Annotated in this window: 12 protein-coding genes; 5 read left to right on the top strand and 7 right to left on the bottom strand. The window is 59.6% G+C overall.

Annotated features, from left to right (window positions below):
- Positions 1–19: 19 nt before the first annotated feature.
- From QQJ96_RS17545 to QQJ96_RS17560, 4 genes are all read left to right on the top strand, one after another.
- A complete protein-coding gene (locus QQJ96_RS17545; protein WP_284333321.1) occupies positions 20–1501 on the top strand; it encodes an asparagine synthase-related protein in 1482 nt (493 codons plus the stop codon).
- A complete protein-coding gene (locus QQJ96_RS17550) occupies positions 1498–2622 on the top strand; it encodes a right-handed parallel beta-helix repeat-containing protein (protein ID WP_284333322.1) in 1125 nt (374 codons plus the stop codon). The genes QQJ96_RS17545 and QQJ96_RS17550 overlap by 4 nt, the downstream gene beginning before the upstream one ends.
- Before the next feature lie 127 nt (positions 2623–2749).
- Positions 2750–3925 (top strand): glycosyltransferase family 4 protein, encoded by a 1176-nt coding sequence (locus QQJ96_RS17555; protein ID WP_284333323.1) that lies wholly within the window; start codon positions 2750–2752, stop codon positions 3923–3925.
- A gap of 569 nt (positions 3926–4494) precedes the next feature.
- A complete protein-coding gene (locus QQJ96_RS17560; protein WP_284333425.1) occupies positions 4495–5478 on the top strand; it encodes a right-handed parallel beta-helix repeat-containing protein in 984 nt (327 codons plus the stop codon).
- Positions 5479–5596: 118 nt separating this feature from the next.
- Here QQJ96_RS17560 and QQJ96_RS17565 read toward each other — a convergent pair whose 3' ends face one another.
- The 3 genes from QQJ96_RS17565 to QQJ96_RS17575 form a co-directional block, all read right to left on the bottom strand.
- On the bottom strand, positions 5597–6919 hold the full coding sequence (locus QQJ96_RS17565; protein ID WP_284333324.1) for a lipopolysaccharide biosynthesis protein: 1323 nt from the start codon (positions 6917–6919) through the stop codon (positions 5597–5599).
- A gap of 142 nt (positions 6920–7061) precedes the next feature.
- Positions 7062–9269: a polysaccharide biosynthesis tyrosine autokinase gene (locus QQJ96_RS17570; protein WP_284333325.1), complete on the bottom strand. Its 2208-nt coding sequence runs from the start codon at positions 9267–9269 to the stop codon at positions 7062–7064.
- Between the two features lie 28 nt (positions 9270–9297).
- Positions 9298–9744, bottom strand: coding sequence for a low molecular weight protein-tyrosine-phosphatase (locus tag QQJ96_RS17575; protein ID WP_345782714.1), 447 nt, complete (start codon positions 9742–9744; stop codon positions 9298–9300).
- 405 nt (positions 9745–10149) lie between these two features.
- On the opposite strand from QQJ96_RS17575, the gene QQJ96_RS17580 reads away from it, so the two are divergent.
- Positions 10150–11232 (top strand): polysaccharide biosynthesis/export family protein, encoded by a 1083-nt coding sequence (locus tag QQJ96_RS17580; RefSeq protein WP_284333326.1) that lies wholly within the window; start codon positions 10150–10152, stop codon positions 11230–11232.
- Between the two features lie 61 nt (positions 11233–11293).
- Here the strand turns inward: QQJ96_RS17580 and QQJ96_RS17585 are convergent, their stop codons facing one another.
- The 4 genes from QQJ96_RS17585 to QQJ96_RS17600 form a co-directional block, all read right to left on the bottom strand.
- Positions 11294–11554 carry a hypothetical protein gene (locus tag QQJ96_RS17585; RefSeq protein WP_284333327.1) on the bottom strand — a complete coding sequence of 87 codons (261 nt, stop codon included), beginning with the start codon at positions 11552–11554 and terminating at the stop codon, positions 11294–11296.
- Positions 11555–12093: 539 nt separating this feature from the next.
- Positions 12094–13071: a hypothetical protein gene (locus QQJ96_RS17590; protein WP_284333328.1), complete on the bottom strand. Its 978-nt coding sequence runs from the start codon at positions 13069–13071 to the stop codon at positions 12094–12096.
- 172 nt (positions 13072–13243) lie between these two features.
- A complete protein-coding gene (locus QQJ96_RS17595) occupies positions 13244–15493 on the bottom strand; it encodes a glycoside hydrolase family 20 protein (RefSeq protein ID WP_284333329.1) in 2250 nt (749 codons plus the stop codon).
- Positions 15494–15579: 86 nt separating this feature from the next.
- A complete protein-coding gene (locus QQJ96_RS17600; RefSeq protein ID WP_284333330.1) occupies positions 15580–18621 on the bottom strand; it encodes a TonB-dependent receptor domain-containing protein in 3042 nt (1013 codons plus the stop codon).
- Positions 18622–18790: the final 169 nt, after the last annotated feature.

Consider the following 18790-nt stretch of genomic DNA (forward strand, 5'->3'; position numbering starts at 1 on the left):
TGATCTCATGACATCCGCCATGCTTCCAAAAAATAAAGACAAAGACGATATTGCCGTTCGATCGCGTATTCAGGTCAATACTTCGCCTTATCAGGACGATGTGGATTTTTCGCCGCTGGACGGGATCGAACGCAACCATGCTCCGCTCGACCTGGTATCGATGGCCGACTTGTTACGCAACACGTTTGTCTACCCGCCCCATTCCATCTATCGCAACGTAAAAGTCGCGACCACCGGCTTCGACCCCGGGCAGGACATGCATGACAGTCCAGGGTTCCACTACCCTTTTCAGTCGGTTCTGGCGCCCAAGCGTCCGCCGCCTGAAGCCGTCGATGAGGAGTCGTTGCTGCAGGCCTTCCATCAGCTGCTGTGCGATTCGATCGCGCAATCCACCACCGGCATGCGCTCGCCCTGGTTCTTCCAAAGCGGCGGCAAGGATTCCACCTCCATGGCCATCGCGCTCGCCGAAGCGCGCCCCGATGCAACCTGCCTGACCTACCTGGGCGGCATGGAAGAAAACGAGGTGGCCTCTGCGCGCTTCGTCGCGCGGCAACTTGGGCTGCGTCACGAAGCGCTGGTGTGCGATCCCGGACGCGCCTACGACCGCTACCTCGCGATGCTGCCGCGAATGCCCCTGCTGACCGCCGATTTCGCGGCGCTCTCCTACGCCGACATGGCGACGGAAGTGAGCCAGCGGCGCGGCGACGGCATCATCGACGCCATCGGTGCGGATGAATATTTCGGCACGCCGGTGCACAGCAAGGAACGCATCCTCGCCATGCTCGCGCGCGGCGTTCGCTTGCCGCAGGCACTGTTCACATCCAAGCTGGTGAGCAACAGCTTCCGGCTCTGCTTCGTCCTGGCGACCTTGCAGATGGACGAGTTCGAGCGCTACTTCCCCGGCTCGCGCTTCAGCGACGCGGAAGTGGATGCCTTGTTCGGCTGGAATGTTTCGACCAGTTCGCGGCAACGTCTTGAGACGTTCCGCGCCGACATCCAGGCAGCAACCTCCAAGGAGGCCCTACGCCGCCTCTCGCTCATCATCGTCGGATCGGCTCACGTAGCCAAGGGCGTGTATACCGCCAGGGCGATGTCGCTGCGGCTGGCTCAGCCCTACCTCGATGAAGGCTTGCGTGACTGGGTATTCCACCGCGTTCCCGCCGACCTGTTGATCGGCCCCGGCGGCGTGAACAAGGTGCTGATGCGCAAATACATCTCCAAGCACTTCAAGGAGCTGCCCTACGTGAAAGCCAAGGGCTGCTTCCGCTTCGACCTGCGTGGTCTGGCCAGACAACGCTACGACCAGGTCTATGCCTTTGCCGAACAGACGCGGTCCGTGTTGCCGGGCGCCCAGCAATGGCTGGAAACGCATCGCAATTGCCTGGATAACAAGTACTTCGCCTCGAAGTTCTACCTGCTCGCGATCACCCTGCCCTGGCTACTCAGCCGCATGCACGCCCCCAAGCCGTCTCCCCACGTCGAAAAAGAGCGCATGTCATGAATAACCGGACTACATTTTTTCCAAATCGCCTCTTCGCCACGCGCCGCGACTTCCTGCGCTGCGGCCTGTTGGCGCTGCCGTCGCTTGCGTTGCCGGCGGCTTTTCCCCGCATCGCATGGGGAGCAGGGAGCGCGGTGATCAACGTCCGCGACAAGGGCGCCAAGGGTGACGGCAATCATGATGACACCGACGCCATCCAGGATGCCATCAACGCCCTGCCTGGTGGAGGAACGGTCATCGTGCCTCCCGGCAATTACATCATCGACGCGATGCGGGCGGTCCAGCTTCGCTCCAACATGCTGCTGCAACTGGACCCGAACGCCACGCTTACCGCCATTCCCAACAATTCGCCGCGCTCGCACGTGATCAAGGTGTGGAGCGCCAACAACGTGCGCATCACCGGCGGACGCATCGTCGGCGAGCGCAACAACCATAGCGGCGTGGGCGGCGAATGGGGCTATGGCCTCAACATCCAGGCGTCCAATCATGTGCACGTCTCCAATATGCACATTTCCGAATGCTGGGGCGACGGCATCTGGATCGGCGCGATCGGCCCCAATGGCAACCCGGTGGTTTCCAAGGACGTGACCATCGACAACGTGATCTCCACCAACAACCGGCGCCAGGGTCTTTCGATTGGGCCGGTGGATGGGGTGGTGATCATGAATTCCACCTTCAGCAACAGCAACGGCACCAAGCCCGAATCGGGCATCGACATCGAGCCGCAAGCGCAGGGACTGGCACGCAACATCACCATCGACCACTGCATCATCAGCGGCAATCACGGCACCGGCATGGAAATTCACTACAACGTGAGCAACGTGACGGTGAAGAACTGCACCTTCCGCGACAATGTTGGCTATGGCCTGTTGACCGTCGACGCCCCCTCCCAGATCACCATCATCGACAACGTCATGACCGGCAATGGCCTGGTCGGCCTGGTGATCGCAGGACAGTCGAGCCATATCAAGGCCATCGACAACACGCTGCAGGGCAACAGCTCTCGTTATGCACGCCGCATCGCAGCCGCCATCGCCTCGCCCAACGCGGCGGCCCAGAAGCGCGAGTTACGGGTCGATCCAGGCACCAGCGATGTCACGGTATCGGGTACCAAATTCTGACGCTTTCCGCGGAGGCCCGAACGCATCGTCTCCTTTCATGCCACGTCTTTTCCGTCATTCCCGGTTGCGCGGGGATGGCGGCGAAGATCGCCTCCCCCTCGAAAAAAACAAGAACCGGACGCAGCCCATGAAATTCGTCTTCTTCGCCAACACCGACTGGTATCTGTACAACTTCCGCCTGTCCACCGCCCTGCGGCTGCGCAGGGACGGACACGAAGTGGTCATGCTGTCGCCACCAGGCCCGTTCGGGGAGCGGTTCGCTGCGCACGGTCTGCGCTGGGTGCCGCTGCCAATGAATCGTGCCAGCCTCAATCCCTTGCGCGAAGCGGCAACGCTCTATCACCTCGTTGCCGTGCTCCGGCAGGAACAACCCGATCTCTTGCACAACTTCACGGTGAAGTGCGCCGTCTATGGTGCATTCGCCGCACGCTTCGCGCGCATTCCGGCCGTCGTCAACGCCGTGGCCGGCATGGGCTATGTGTTCACCAGCGACAAGCCCAAGGCCCGCATGCTGCGCCCGCTGGTCAAAACCCTGATGCGCGCCACGCTCGGCAGCGAACGCTCGCTGCTGGTGTTGCAGAACCCCGACGATGCCACCACGTTCGCGCATGCGGGGCTGATTCCGCCGGAGAGGATCCGAGTCATCCTCAGCTCCGGCGTCAACACCAACCGCTTCCAGCCGGCCAAGCATTCGCCCGAGCATCGTCACGAACGATTGCGGGTGCTGCTTGCCGCGCGCTTGCTGTGGGAAAAAGGCATCCAGGAATTCGTCGATGCGGCCGCGCTTGTGCAGCGCTGGGGACGCGACGTGGAATTCGTGCTTGCCGGCACTCCCGATCCCGGCAATCCGCATTCGGTATCGGCCGAACAGGTGCGCAAGTGGGTGGATGCCGGATTGGTGCGCTGGCTTGGCCACGTTGACGACATGCCAGGCCTGCTTAGCACCGTACACGTGATGGCGCTACCGAGCTATTACCGGGAAGGTGTACCGAAGTCCCTGATCGAAGGCGCCGCAAGCGGACTTGCACTGATCACTACCGATCGTCCCGGTTGTCGCGAGGTAGTGACCAAGCACGGATTCGACGGCTTGCGCGTGGAAGTGCGCAACGCACGCGCGCTGGCGAAGTGCATCGTGCAACTGGATGAAGATCGCGAGTTGCTGGCTCAGCTTGGTTTGCGTGCGCGGCAGAAGGCGCTGCGGGACTTCGACGAGCGAATCGTGATCCAAAAGACGGTCGATGTGTATCGAGAACTCTTGAGTCCGATGACGGTGCATGCACCAGCGCTTCGCTCTACGCTTTGATGTATACGTGCAGGCTATACGCAGATCAGAAGCAATCCCCAACGTGACACGACGGGCGTAACAGAACCGGGTTCGCCCGACCCACTACATCCTTCTCGCGCCAGAATCGGCATCGCAGACTCTGTGCCGCTCAGATAGCGCGTCGTTCCACCATTTAAATCGTGCAGATGGTCGTATAGACGTCCATCTTATTATCATGTGTGTCAAAAACCCGCGTCAGCGGTCCATGCTACAAGAACAAACATGGCAATTTCGTTATTTTGACAAACTTGAACCGCAGCCAAATTTCACATTTGATTTTTCACGTGCGAATGACGCACCTTTGCTGAGCCGTTCACAAAAAAGAGGCTCTTTCAGACGTGAAAAGTAAGTCTGCGCGTAACTGCGCACAGGGGTTTTCCTTCCCGAACTCGGGCGTATCCATCCGACGCAATTTTAACATTGTATCTCGTCGCAGCTTGTTAGCTACTGCAGCGTCGCTTGCACTCTCGGTTGTGGCCCTGCCGGCTTTTGCAACCAATTGGTGGACACCGACACCCTACGTGTCGATCGGCTCCACCGTCCACAACGTGCGTAACTTCGGTGCCGTAGGAAACGGCGCCATGGACGACACACGGGCCATTCAGGCCGCTATCAATTCGCTGCCGTCCAGCGGTGGCACGATCTATGTGCCTGCTGGTACCTACATGATCAATGCCCTGGCTGGTATCAGCCTTCGCTCGCATACGCGTCTGTCGCTGGCGAGCGGCGCTTACCTCAAGGCGATCGGCAACAGTTCGGACCGCTCCTGGGTCGTGAAGGCGTGGAACGTCAACAACGTCGAGATCGTCGGTGGCGGTGTGATTGGCGAACGCAACAGCCATCGCGGCAGCTACGGCGAGTGGGGCTACGGCATCAACATCTCCGGCTCCAGCAAGGTCTACGTGCATGACATCACCGTCTCCGACTGCTGGGGCGATGGCCTGCTGATCGGCGCAACGGGCTGGGGCGCGCGGATGGTGCCCTCGTACAGCGTGACGCTGAACCATGTCACGTCCACCAACAACCGCCGCCAGGGCATGTCGATCACGCCGTCCAGCCAGGTGTATGTGGTGAACAGCAGCTTCACCAACACCCACGGTACGGCTCCGCAGGGAGGCATCGACATCGAGCCGCAGACGCAAGGCAGGGTCTCAGAGGTGCGCCTGGAGAACACCACGCTGTCGAGCAACACCGGCAACGGCCTTGAGGTTCACAACAATGTGAATGGCTTGACGCTGTATAAGGTCACTGCTCAGCACAACAAGGGCTTTGGTGTGTACACCGGCGGCCCGACCAACGTCAGCATCACCGGCAGCAATCTGAGCCAGAACTACTTGTTCGGCGTCGAAGTTTCCTACGGCACCAGCCACGTGACCATCGCGAACAACACCATCAATTACAATGGTGACTCGTGGTTCTACGCGCATGGCCAGTCGATCTTCACGCTAGGCTGGTCGCCTCGCGACATCCACGTCGCCGGCGGAACGAGCTACGTCAACGTGTACAACAACGTAGTGTCACCGCTACGGTGACCTGCAATCCCGCATGGATCGCCGGAAGCGATCCATGCGGCTTCTGCTGCACGCGTAAGCTGGGATGGTAATCCCAGCTTGCCATACAACATCTCGATGCTGGAATTGCCAACCCAGTCTACGCCGTCCTACGGACGTGGAAATGGCGCATGCCCAGGTACATCATCAGCAGCAACGAAGTTTCGCCGATCACGGTCGCCGCCGCCGCTCCCATCACGTGATAGATGGGTATCAGCAACACATTGGACACGATGACGATAACGGCGCTCGTCCCCATCGCAAGCACGCGATAACGCATGTGCTTCTCATTGAGCAAGGCCGAAGCCGTGGCGGTGGAAAGAAAACGGATCGGCACGCATACCGCCAGCACCGCCAGCACCTTCACCACCGGCCGGAATTTCTCGCCGAAGATGATCGGCACCAGCCACGGCGACACCCCGATCAGCACCGCTCCCACGACCACGCCCGAGGCGAACATGGCGATACTGCCGAGCCGATAGATCGTCCAGAACTTCTTCAGGTCGTGCGCGGCCCAACGATGCAGCTTGGACAGCAGGAATTTCTGGTAGACCGTGGTGGGAATCAGGTAGATCGCCATCATCACGCCCAACGCTATGCCGAAAATGCCGGCCTGCGCGTTGCCGTCCAGGTATTTCAGCAGCACCGTGCTGATCTGAAAAAAAATCGGATAGAGCGTCGCTTCCATCCCATAAGCCCATGCCTGCGACCAAAGGCGCGCTACGCTTGGCGACTCGTCCCAACTCAAGTCGACCGGCCTCGGACCGTGCCCATGCAAGCGGATGCCACCTTGCATCATCGCGCGCAGTCGAGGCAGTGCAAGCATGGCAACTACCAGCGAAATCAAGCTGAATCCTACCGCGGCCGCGCGACTGTCCAAGGCTGGCACCAGCATCAGCAACACAGCCACCAACATACGGCTGCCCGGTGTCATCAACTGCCACAACGCGAGTGCGTAATGCCGCTCTTCCAGGCGCAGCTGGCTGCTGATCAGGCTCGACGCTAGAATCCCCAGCACCACCGGCAGCAACAGCAGCAGAATCGAATGCGCATCCGGCGGTGCGCCAATGAAGGACCATGCCACCACCAGGCTCAGCGACAGCAAGGTGCTGCCAGTAATGAAACGCAGCGAAGGACGCAGCCAGCGGTTGGCCTGCCACCCTTCGACGCCGTACAGCTGCAACCAATACGGCGGTAGGCCAAAAGCAGCCAACGGTGCCACCATGGTGATCGTGGCCAGCGAGGAAGCGAACAGGCCGAACTCCGCCGGACCCAGCTTGCGCGCCAGCAAAGCCTGGGTAAAAAACGCCATCACGGCGCCCAGCGCGGTGGCGATCCAAAGCACGGAAATGGCGCCGAGCGCATGCCGCCAGCTTTGCGGTATCCGCCCCACGAGGGAGATGTCGGAAGTGGAGGAGTTCACCAAATGAGCATCCAAGCAAACGCGCGTTTAACGCAGCCACCAACTATCCCACCGCCCTTCCCGCTTGCACGGAAAGGGCGGTGGCCCGTGAAACTTGAGCAACAGCCCTCTCCCCTGCTCGGAGGAGAGGGCCAACCGGCGATTACACCTTGCTGTTCGGCGCATAGGCGTAATACGCGTATGCGTAGTAGCCCGCCGCACGCTTTTCCACCAGGTTGAAGATGGCACCCTTGATCGGCACGCCATTTTGCTCCAGCCGCTGCTTGGCGAGGGCGATCTCGCGCATCTGATTGATGCCAAAACGCACCACCAGCAGGCTGGTACCGACGTTATGACCGATCACCGCCGCATCGGTTACTGCCAGCACCGGCGGCGTGTCGATGATGATCAGGTCGTAACGCGGACGCAGCGTTTCAAGCAGCGAAGTGAAGTTCGCGTGCATCAACAGTTCCGACGGGTTCGGCGGGACCTTGCCGCGCGGAATGAATAGCAGGCTGCTTACGCCATTGACCGGACGGATTACGTCGCTGATCTGTGCCTGCCCCGCGATCAACTCGGACAGACCGTTGTCGGGCCGGCCGCCGATCATGCGATGCAATAGGCCCTTGCGCATGTCCGCGTCGATCAGCAACACGCGCTGGCCTGCCTGCGCCATCACCACCGCGAGGTTGGAGGCGACAAAGCTCTTGCCCGCCCCCGGGCTGGCGCTGGAAATCATCAGCACGTTGTTCTTGGTTTCCATCCGTGCGAAGTGCAGGCTGGTGCGCAAGCTGCGCAAGGCCTCCGTCGCCAGATCCGCCGGCGCATTCAAGGCCAGCAGATGGTGGTGATTGCTGGTATGGCGATGCCCAAGCCGCATGGCGGACTTGCGCTGCGAGTCGCTGAGCGGAATGGATACGTACACCGGCAAGCCCAGGCGCTCGATCGCCACCGGGTCTTCCACGCCACGGGTCAGCAGCTGGCGAAGGAAGATAAAGCCAAGCGCCGCGAACAGGCCGAGTACCGCACCACCCGGTATCACCCAGATCGGCCGCGGCCACCAGGGCCGGGCAAGGTTCACCGCCGACTGGTCGATCACGCGCACGTTGCCTACGGTACCGGCACGGGCGATATCCAGTTGCTGCGCCTGATTGAGCAGGTTGGTATAGGTCTGGCTGGTGACGGTGACGTCACGCGTCAGCTTGAGCAGTTCCTGTTGCGTGTTGGGCAGTTGGCCGATCTTGTGTTCCAACGCCCCCTTCTCCCCTTCCAACTGGGAGATCTGCTGTTGCAGCGAGCGGTATTCCGGATGCTCCGGCGTGTAACGGCGCTGCGCCTCGGCCATCTGCATGCGCAGCTGGTCCAGGTTGGTGTCGATCGACACGTTCTGATCCAGCAGCGACTGCGTCTGCATGGAGATATCGACCGAATGGGCTTTCAACTGGAAGGCATTCAACGCAGAAGTCGCATGCTCGAGCTCCTGCTTCACCTTCGGCAACTGCTCGCGCACGAACTGCAGGCTGTTGGCAGCTTCGGCTGCGCTGCGGTCGACGTTCTGGCGTACGTACAGCTGGGTGACCTGATCGAGCATGTTGGTGGCAAGCATCGGGTCGGTGTTGTTGTAGGTGAGCTGGATGATCCCCGAATCCTTGCCCTGCTCGTCGGCGCTGATCTTCTTTTGCAGCACCGCGATCGTATCCATGTGCGAATGCCGAACGATGCGGAAACGCGTGCCGGGATTGGCTTGCAGCGTCCGCACCTGCATGGTTACGCCGTTGGACGTCATGGTCTGGCCAACATGACCGTTGACCAGAACGTTACCGTCCGGATCCTGCAAGGTGTAACTGCCATGGTCCCCGGCGACCAGCGACAGCTTTTCATCCAGCAAGTCGGCCGGCACGTCGAGCTGGAAGATATCCAGCTGCGAACCGCCCCAGTCGTAACGGCCCAAACCGAAAACCGGCGAAGCCAGCTGGCCAGGATGCTCGGTTTCGAACTGACGCGCGAGGAAAGAGCCAATCACCGGAAAACGCTTCGGGTGGCTCTCAATGTCGAGCTTTAGGTTCTCCACCACCTGGCCAAGGACTTTGCGCGAAGTGAGCAACTGCGTCTCGGTCGTTGCCTGCGACGTGGAAATGCCCAACGTCTCGGTGAGATCGCTCATGCCAGGCAAGGTAGGCGCTTTCTGCTCGACCTGCACGGATGCGGTGGCTTGGTAGATCGGCGTGGCGAGAATCGAATACAGCACGCCGATCAGAAAAAACACCACGGTGATCGAAGTGATCAGCCATTTGTTGTCGACTACCGTTCCCAGCAATGCACGCAGATCGACATCTTCGTCGCGTGTTGCGAAGGTCTGCTTGGTGGTCATAAGCCGCTCCTCAAAGGGTCAGGTACTCTCATATGTATCGAAGCCAGCTTTCCACACCACGCTCGATCATGGCGTGAACGTGTTCGAACACTTCGCGTGACTGGCGGTAAGGGTCGGGGACATCGTCGGCTCCTTGCCATTTATCGAGCAGAAACAACTTGCCGCTGGCTTCCGGCGCCACTCGCGACACGGCCGTCAGCTGAATACGCTCCATGGCGAGCACGAGATCGGCTTCGCGCAGCATGGACTGATCCAGCTGGCGCGCACGATGGTCGGCCGCATCGATGCCACGTTCTTTCAGGATTTTCATCGCATTGTCATCCATAGGGCGGCCCACCAGTGCTTTAAGACCCGCACTGCTGATATGGATGTCGCGATGTTTCAACTTGTCGCGAAACAGGAACTCCGCCGTGGGACTGCGGCAGATGTTGCCTATACAGACGATCAAGATACGTTTGAACACGGATGGCAGCACTCCTATTCGCTATATCCATGCAACGCCTTGCCGGCCCCACATTTCTAGTAGTCATGCATCTCAACGTTATTACCTTGTTCATACTTGCGTGCCCGTGCACGCGCTCATGGCCAATTATCTAAAGTTCGAATGAAGTTATAGCGCTGCTTTCGTCAAGGGCACATAGATTTTCCAAAACACTTGCCATCACGCGACACGCCGTAGACACACGTGAGGAAAAAAAGTCGCGTTCGACCACAATTCATTTACGCCCCCGCGACGACCCCACGAGCTTAATAAATTAAACAAACGTGGCCATTTCGAGGTTTCCCCGTTTTTATCCAGCGATATTTCCAGCAGTTACCAGCACCCTTCCCGCCCAGTGCTCCATGCCAAGTGGCACAACATCAGACATGTGGAGTGCACATGAAAGCATCGTTAGTTTTGGCAGCTGTTATCACGACCCTGGCCCTGACTGGATGCGCCGCCCTGCCTGGGCAGCACATCTCCATGCACGGTCCCGAACAGAGCCATATCCAGATGGTTCAGGTCACGCCTGAATGGCTAGCGAGCCAGCCAGCCGAGGAGCCGGCGGCCATTCCCCCAGAGTTGCTGAGCTATCAGCCCGAGCCTTACCGCATCGGACCCGGCGATATGCTTTACATCACCGTGTGGGATCACCCCGAATTGACGGCGCCGGCTGGTTCCCAGCAGCAGACCAGCGCCAACAGCCGCCTGGTGCGCTCGGACGGCACACTGTTCTATCCCTATGTCGGCACCGTCAAGGCACAGGGCATGACCATCGATGAACTGCGCCAGGAATTGACCTCCAAGCTCACCAAGTTCGTACCCAAGCCGCAAGTTGACGTGGCCGTCACCAGTTACGGTAGCCAGCTCATCACTTTGCAGGGGGCGTTCACCAAGACGGATCCGCAACAAAGCACCACCATTCCGCTGACGCTCGGGCAGGCGATTGGCACCGCCGGCATCGACTACACCCATGCGGACATGTCGGACTTGGTGCTTTCACGCGAAGGCCACGATTACCACCTGGACCTGAACACGCTCAGTAAGGCCGCTGAACAGCGCATCTACCTGAAACCTGGGGACCGCCTGTTCATGACCTACAACGACAACAAGGAGGTTTACGTGCTGGGTGAAGTGCTGCGCCCGCAGGCCGTTCAATTCCGGACCGATGACATGTCACTTACCCAGGCACTGGGGCGCGTCGGCGGACTGGACCCGATCACCGCCAGCAGCAAATACGTCTATGTCATCCGTGGCGTGAAAGACCTGGCGCACCAGCCGGCAACTGTTTACCAGCTCTACGCTCGCTCCCCCACCTCGTACGCAGTGGCGGACAACTTCCACGTGCGCGCCGGCGACGTGGTGTGGGTGGGTGCGGCAGCCATCACCCAATGGAGCCGCTTCCTGAGCCAGTTGGTGCCGCTGGGCAGCCTGGTCAGCAGCGCAGCCGTGGCCCATGGCGGTACCAATAGCGGACTTTGATCGACAGCCTTGTCGCTTTGCTTGGGCGCCGTCGGAGCGGCGCCCTTTTTTTTCGCCCGATTTATGGGCCTGAACGTAACCGCGCAATCTCGGCGTAGGCCGCATCCAGTTGATCGCGCAAGGCCTGATTGCTCTCCAGCAACTGCTGAATTTCCTGGCACTGCGTAATCACCGAACGAAGCACATCGCATTTCACCGTTACATGGCGTGCACGGTACGCGCGCATGCGTTCAGCCGCGGACTTCGCCTTGCCGGTCGGCGGACGCCCGCGGCGCGGCCTAAGCGACATGGCAATCGTCCCTGGGTCTCTTGGGTCGACCATGGTGTAACTCCCCTGATGCTGGTTGAGATTTGGCGGCCCGAAATTATCGTAACGTTACGATAAAAGCAACAAAAAAATGCCGCGCAGGCCGAGGCAGATTGCGCTGCAAACGATTTGTGTAGACGGGGGATGGCAATCCAAGCACCGCTTGCGCGTCAGGCATGGCAAAGCCAGGCTTGGTGCTTTTTACTTCAGGACATCCTTGCTCTTCTCTTACTTTAGGACATCCAGCAATTGCTTCAGGACAGTTAGTTATTTCTGAGTGCTTTTACTCTTTGGATTTACCTCTAGACATCCATCTTTCTTACTTCTGGACATCCATTGTTTGTACTGCAGTGCGCGATCCCCTCTGCACGCCAGATCTTACATGCGTGAACCTCTATACTTTCCCCCTAAGCGCCACACAGCCTTTAGCTAGGCAACACTTTATTACTTAAAGAGTCCCGCCAATTCACAGTCGCCCCCAACGAAGGAGGTAGCGGCGTGAGTTTTCGGGGAGGCATCGATCTATAGCCTCAAACGAGGCAAATATCCGACAATCATCCTCCGTACGCGGGCCGTCTTGGCCTTCCCACTCCCTTTAGCCAGCACTGCCCCAACGCTCTTGCCTTGGCCATCAAGGACTCCGCCGTTCCTACCGCCCGCCAATATCGGTTCTCGATGCCCAACAATTGCGATTGCCACTGACGCTCGCGCAAGCCAAGCCGTGTCAGCCCTGCGGGCGCCTCCGGTGCGATCGACCCACGTTTATCCTCACGCACCATCCGGCCACTCCAATCCACCAGCTCCAGGTATTCAAGCGTTCGCAGGGAAAGCGCAGGCATCAACGACAAGCCTGCCAAAGGGCGTAACGCTTCACTGAGAGAAGTCACCCTAGCCTCCGCGTTCTTCAAGCGGCGGCGGATCGATGTGTATTCTGAGGTAGCCAGATCGGTTGCCATACCGGCACGGATAGGGTTCAAATCCACATAGGCCATACAGGCCAGCAGCGCCTGCTCATCAAGTAAGGCCTGGCACTTGAAACGACCCTCCCAGAAGCGGCCCGTACAACCATCCTCGCGGTTCGCCTGACGTGCAATGGGCTCATTCAAGCAACGCATGAACCATGACACGCTACCCAAACGACGACGTAGCTCCGCCATCCGCTCCGGATCACTTTGTAGGCGCTGCGCCTTTTCCTGGCATAGCCGTTCGTCAATCGCCTCGCCGACCCGAACCGGAAGCAATCGAACCCAGCGTTCGGCCACTTCCTCATCCGACCAATTCTTGACCGCCTGTGGACTCACATGCAGCACGACGTGCACATGATTGCTCATGACTGCATAGGCGTAGAGCCCTACCCCAAAGCACTCGGTCAACGCCAGTAATCGTTCCTCCACCCAAGTCTTCCGGTGCTCATAGGAGCGACCGCTATACGCGTCTTCTCCGCAAAGGAAGGCGCGGCGCACGCAGCGGGAAACGCAGTGGAAGAATCCTTCTGTTTCTGGGTCGACGATTTGGCGGCGCGGGTAGGTCATGCCACCACGCTACGTCCAGCCGCAAGCCGATGACATCAGTCAATGACCCGCGCAGTCGTCGGCGAAAGACTATTTTTGTGGATGTCCTGGATTAAGATCCTGAATTAAGATCAATAAATAGGATCATGGATGTCCTGGACTAAAGGATTATGGGTGTCCTGGATTGAAAGGTTTATTGGACGAGTATTTCGTCGGCGAACAGCCAGGTGTTCTTTGCGCCGTCCGGGAAATCCGCCGGCACTGTCTTGTGTTGCGTGGCCTTGATGCGGAGGTACCGGGCGGTAACTGCCTGCTCCGAATGGAAGCGCAACGACTGCTTGTGTGCAGAAGCAGCCAAATCGACGCTCAAAGTGGTGCTGTAGAGTGATTTCCAATGCTTACCGTCGGACGACACTTCATACGTGACCGCTTCTGGCAGCAGGATGCGCGAATTGGGCTCGAACAGGAAGCCCACGTCGATCGTATGGAAGCCTGTCTCTTTCTGCAGGTCGATCGTAGCGTCCAGGTCGCTGTCATGCCACGCTGCCCAGCGGCCATCATGAAAATCCGTGCTGCCGATGACACCATCGACCAGCGCATCGCCCGATGCGTACTCCTTCGCTGCCGGTTGCGCGAACGTGATGGGATGACCTGAGGCCAGATTGTCCACCAGCGTAAAGATGGCAGCGTTGTCGTAGCGCAGACCATCGCGGAACGGAGTCACTTTCAGCGTACCCGCGTGCGGAATGATCACCGCATCGTCGAACGAAGGCGACGTTGCCGTGGGTTCGGAACCGTTGGTCGTATAGTGATTGTGTAGATCGCCGAACCCACGCTTGGCTTGCAATTGCCAATGGCCATGCGCTGCATCGAAGCTCACGGCATAGGTCGCCACGAGCTTGTCTTCCGGTCCGTAGGCCACCTTTTGCGCATCCAGCCAGCGGTACTGCGCCTTCAGACGCTGCTCGAAATCCGCATAGGCGGCATCGTCGTGCCTGCCCGTCCAGAGATTTTCCGCGAAAGCAAGCAGGCGCGGATAGAGCTTGGATTCGGCGTTGTAGGGGTTGGCACGCTCGCTCCACAACGGTGCTTCGGCGCCGAGAATCTGGGCGCGGTGCTCGGCAAAAAGCCTGTCGTCGTCCGGCGTGCTTGGCGACGCAGGGCTGGTGATGTCGGTGTGGTAGATGCCTTTAAGGGTCAGCACGTCCAGCGGCGCGTCCAGGTAGAACGGCCCGGCCATGATGATGCGATTGCCGTTGAGCAGGGCCTTGCGCATCACGCTATTGCCGAGCCACATGCGCCAGACTTCCACGATGGCGCTCTTGTCCGCGCCACCCTCCAGGATCTCGTCCCAGCCGATCATGGTCTTGCCCTTGTCGGCGATATAGTTCTGCATGTGCTTGATGAAGTAGCTCTGCAGCCCCTCCTCGTCCTTCAGACCCTGCTCGTGCATCAAGGCCTGGCAGGCATCGCAGGCTTTCCAACGGTCTTTGGGCGCTTCATCGCCTCCGATGTGCACGTACGGCGAAGGGAACAAGGCTATGGTCTCGTCCAGCACGTGCTGCAGGAACGTGAATGTCGCCGGTTTGCCGACGCAGTAGATATCCTTGAACACGCCCCAGGTAGTGGCGACCTTGAGCGGCTGCTGGGTGCAGGAGTATTCCGGATACGCAGCCAGTGCCGCCACGCTGTGTCCGGGCATCTCGATTTCAGGAATCACCGTGATGTTGCGAAGCCGCGCATAGTCCACGATCTCGCGCGCTTCGGCTTGCGTGTAATAGCCGCCGTAGCGGCTGCCGTCGGCCTCGGTGCGCCAGGCGCCAACTTCGGTGAGCTTGGGATAGCGGTTTATCTGCAGGCGCCAACCCTGGTCCTCGGTGAGATGCCAGTGGAAGGTGTTGAGTTTGTAGTAGCTCAGCAGATCGAGCTGTTTCTTGATGAAGGAAACCGGGTAGAAGTGGCGCCCCACGTCGAGCATGAAACCACGGTAAGCGAAGGTCGGAGCATCGCTAACCTGCACTGCGGGAATGGCCGCCGACTCGCCGCGCTCAAGCGGCAGCAGCTGACGCAGGGTTTGCACACCCCAAAACAGCCCCTTGTCGGTCGACGCCTGGATGATGACACCCCGCGAGGTGACCGAAAGCCGATACGCCTCATCGCCTTTGACGGTGGGATCGATCGCCAGCACGATGCCGTGCGCATGCTTGCTTTCCGATAGCCGGATGCCGGACTGATCACGGACCGCATCGCGCAAAAAAGTGACGATTTCGCGCGCGCGCGCATCGTTCGGAGCGTCGATGCCGGTGCTCGCCTCCAGCCGATAACTCCCCTGCCCAGCTTCTACATGTTGCGGTTCGGGGATGATCGAGATCTCGGCGGACGCAGCAAAGCTGGTCATCAGGATCGAGGCTGCAAGGCAGCAAGCAAGCAACGACTTGAACATCCGTAAAACTCCACTTATTCAAAGCCTACCGCTGAAAGTAAGCGAGCCCGGCTTTTGGCCGGGCTCGCTTGGCTTTACAACTTACATCAATCGATCTTGTAGTCGAAGTTGAGGAACATTTCGCGACCGTTGTACTCACTACCGGTCTGCCCCGTCGTCACGAACTCAAAGCCGCCGGCGTAGTACGGAATCGAAGACACGCGGTCGAAGATATTGTTCACCGTGAGCTTCAGCTTCGCCTTGTCATTGATCTGGTAACCGATCGAGGTGTTCCAGGTAATCCACACCGGCGTATGGCCCTGGTACGTAGTATCGGGAATGGTGACGGGGTTGCCATTGACGTTCACCTGGCAAACACCGGTGGCAACCGACTCGGTACCATTTTGCACCGTGATCATGCTCGGCTGGATGCCATTGGGCAGCGTATTGCAGCTACCGTAGTTCGGCGCGCGCATGCCACCGTCGCGTACACCGGAGATCGACACGTCCCAGGCGCCCTTGTGCCAGTCACCAATCCACGTGATCCTGCTCGCCACATTGTTGTAGCGGGTGTTTTGCAACTGGTCGGAAGCCAGCACACGCTGCTTGTACGAGAGGTTGTCGGTGTAGTTGATGCTGGCGCTGAAGTTACCCCAATCGTCGGTGTGCAGCTTGTAGTCCAGCGAGGCATCGATACCGCCCACGTACAGCGAAGCCTCGTTGATCGGGCCGGACTGCTCGCCGGTGATTTGGCCAGCCGCGTTGCGCTGGACCATCTGGGTCACCATCTGGCAATACGCCGAACCCGGCACATGCGCCGTATACGTGGACACAGCCGATGCACCGTTTGCCTGCAGGCCGGTAAGGCAACCAGCCTCGTCGACCAGCACGGTACCCGGATCGAGGTACTCGATGGAGTTGTCCACGCCCATGTGCCAGTAGTCAGCCGAGAACGACAGGCCCTGCACGCCCGGAATCTGCCACACGAAACCGTAGGTCCAGGAATGGCCGGTCTGCGGCTTTAGCAAGCGGCTGCCGCCCGTGGTCAAGTTGTACCACTGCGATTGCGGACGCTGCACCGTGCTGCACCAGGTGCTGTTCGCCACGCCATTCTTGATGGCGTTGATGCACTGCAAGGGATCGACATAATCACCGATCGGCGAGGTGGAGCCGGTCAGGTAAATGGCCTGCATGTCCGGCGCCTTGAAGTTGGTGCCGTAGCTGCCGCGCAGCAGCAGCCCATCATACGGACGCCATTCGAGGCCGGTATTCCAGGTACGGGCGATATCGGCACGGCTGGCGTCGTGGTACTTGTCCAGGCGGCCGGAGATGGTCCAGGTCACCGAATCCAGCACCGGTACGCGGAACTCATTGCCCACCGAATAGCGCTGGCGAGTGCCGGCACCGGTGAGATACGCCCCGAACGGATTCTGGAAGTCGGCGGTGGCTCCACGCGCATCGGGTGAGAGTCGGAAGCCGTTGTGCGCCGCTTCCACCACGGCCGCCCAGCCGATCGAGTCGTTGCTCACCCATGGCAGCTTGAACAGGTCGCCGTTGATGCGGAATTGCACCTGGTCCAGCCAGGATGAGGAGGTGTTCTCACCGTTGACCGCGAATTGGCTGTATTGCTGCGGCGTGATCGGATTCCACCACTGCTGCCAGTTCATGGCGTAAATGGGGAGGGTGGTGCTGCCGCCACCATTGACGGCGCTGTTGCCCGAAACCGTGGTAGTGCCCAATTGCGGCCCGAGGAAGAAGGCGCTCATGGCATTGTTGTCAATGCCCGTGTAATCCTCACGTACGATGTACTTCTGGCTGTTGAGGTTCAAGTCCCAGTTGAACCGGTTGTCATCGAAGGCGCCGCGCAGACCGGTCTGAATGTTCCAGTTTTGCTCACGGTCGTGGGTGTTGGCCGAGGTGCCCATTTCCCGCGCCGTCAACTGGCGAATGGCCTGACTGATGACCTGCCCCGTGCTCTGGTCATAGAACGCACCGGTGCCGAAACCGTTCAGCTGAGTGTTGGAGATGCCCACCGTGTCGTACAGGGCCACCGAGCCATAGAGCTGCAGGCTGCTGTTCTTGAAATCGTACTCGCCGGCCACGTAAGCGTTGTTGCTGCGGCTGCCAGGCGTCAGTACCCAGTTCTGGAACAGGGCCGGCTGCGAGCAGTAATAACCATTGTCGGTCACGCCGGAAATCTGGGTGCCGTTGGTGGTAACGCTATAAGAGTGACTCAATTGCGAGTTGGTGAACTTCCCGCAGGTACCCGGCGGTGCGATGTACTGACCATTGCCGTTCTGTGCGGAGAGGGCGATGGCGCCAGCCGCGTCGTACTGGTAACCGAACATGCGCGAAGCCGGGCTCCACGAGCCGTAGCCGGCCGATGCCACCGAATCCTGGTACGGACGATCCATACCCCACAGCGCGGTGCGGTTGGACTTCTCCACGTTGTACAGGACGTGCCAGTTTTCGCCGGACTTGCCGCCGAAGAAATTGATGTCGCCATAGGCGCGGCCACCGCGGGTGGCGCCGCCGCCGGTAACCTGCACTTCGTCACCCTGGTAGTTCTTTTTCAGGATCACGTTGATTACACCCGCCACCGCGTCCGAGCCGTAGATCGAAGAGGCGCCGGAGGCCAGCACTTCGATATGGTCGACCATACCGATAGGAATGTTGTTGTAGTTCTGGAAGTTGCTCTGCTTGTTCAACGGCTGCGGGTAATCCACGATGCGATGGCCGTCGATCATCAGCAAGCTGAAGCCGGGGCCCACATTGCGCAGGTTCACCGAGCGCGCATTGACCGAGCTGGAACCCCACGAGGCCGGGTCCGAGGTCTGCTGACCCACCTGCGGCAACGAATCGAGGAATTCATACAGCGTGGTGAAGCCTTGATCCTTGATCTGCTGGCCGGTGATGGACACCACGGGAGTCGGCCCTTCAACCTCCACGCGCGGAATCATCGAACCGGTCACGACGACCGCCTTGAGTTCTTTCGCATTCGGGCCGTTCTGCGGCTGATTGCTGGAAGACGTGCTCTGCTGCTGATCGCTGCCCGCCGTCGTCGACGTCTGCGCGACCGCATATGGCGCAAACAGCGCCAGTGCCAAAGAACTAGCCAGTACGCCACGGCGTACGCGAATGATGTTCATCTTGTCCCCTCCCGGTGAAAAATGTATCCGTCTTGCCGCCCCGACACTTTCAAGTGCACGTCGAAACCGGCTTTTGTGGGTCTGTTGTGAGCGCTCCGAAGTGGTCGGAGCTACCTTGCTGCAAACATCGACGATGTATGGAAGTTCTGCACGTGCCTCCGCTTAAGGT

Origin of the sequence: Dyella flagellata (assembly GCF_030160275.1) — a bacterium.
Classification (GTDB): domain Bacteria; phylum Pseudomonadota; class Gammaproteobacteria; order Xanthomonadales; family Rhodanobacteraceae; genus Dyella_B; species Dyella_B flagellata.

What these genes read in the sequence shown, in the direction of transcription:
- QQJ96_RS17545 (WP_284333321.1), top strand. Translation starts at nt 20, where the DNA reads ATGCTTCCAAAAAATAAAGACAAAGACGATATTGCCGTTCGATCGCGT.
- QQJ96_RS17550 (WP_284333322.1), top strand. Translation starts at nt 1,498, where the DNA reads ATGAATAACCGGACTACATTTTTTCCAAATCGCCTCTTCGCCACGCGC.
- QQJ96_RS17555 (WP_284333323.1), top strand. Translation starts at nt 2,750, where the DNA reads ATGAAATTCGTCTTCTTCGCCAACACCGACTGGTATCTGTACAACTTC.
- QQJ96_RS17570 (WP_284333325.1), bottom strand. Translation starts at nt 9,269, where the DNA reads ATGACCACCAAGCAGACCTTCGCAACACGCGACGAAGATGTCGATCTG.
- QQJ96_RS17580 (WP_284333326.1), top strand. Translation starts at nt 10,150, where the DNA reads ATGAAAGCATCGTTAGTTTTGGCAGCTGTTATCACGACCCTGGCCCTG.
- QQJ96_RS17585 (WP_284333327.1), bottom strand. Translation starts at nt 11,554, where the DNA reads ATGGTCGACCCAAGAGACCCAGGGACGATTGCCATGTCGCTTAGGCCG.
- QQJ96_RS17590 (WP_284333328.1), bottom strand. Translation starts at nt 13,071, where the DNA reads ATGACCTACCCGCGCCGCCAAATCGTCGACCCAGAAACAGAAGGATTC.
- QQJ96_RS17595 (WP_284333329.1), bottom strand. Translation starts at nt 15,493, where the DNA reads ATGTTCAAGTCGTTGCTTGCTTGCTGCCTTGCAGCCTCGATCCTGATG.
- QQJ96_RS17600 (WP_284333330.1), bottom strand. Translation starts at nt 18,621, where the DNA reads ATGAACATCATTCGCGTACGCCGTGGCGTACTGGCTAGTTCTTTGGCA.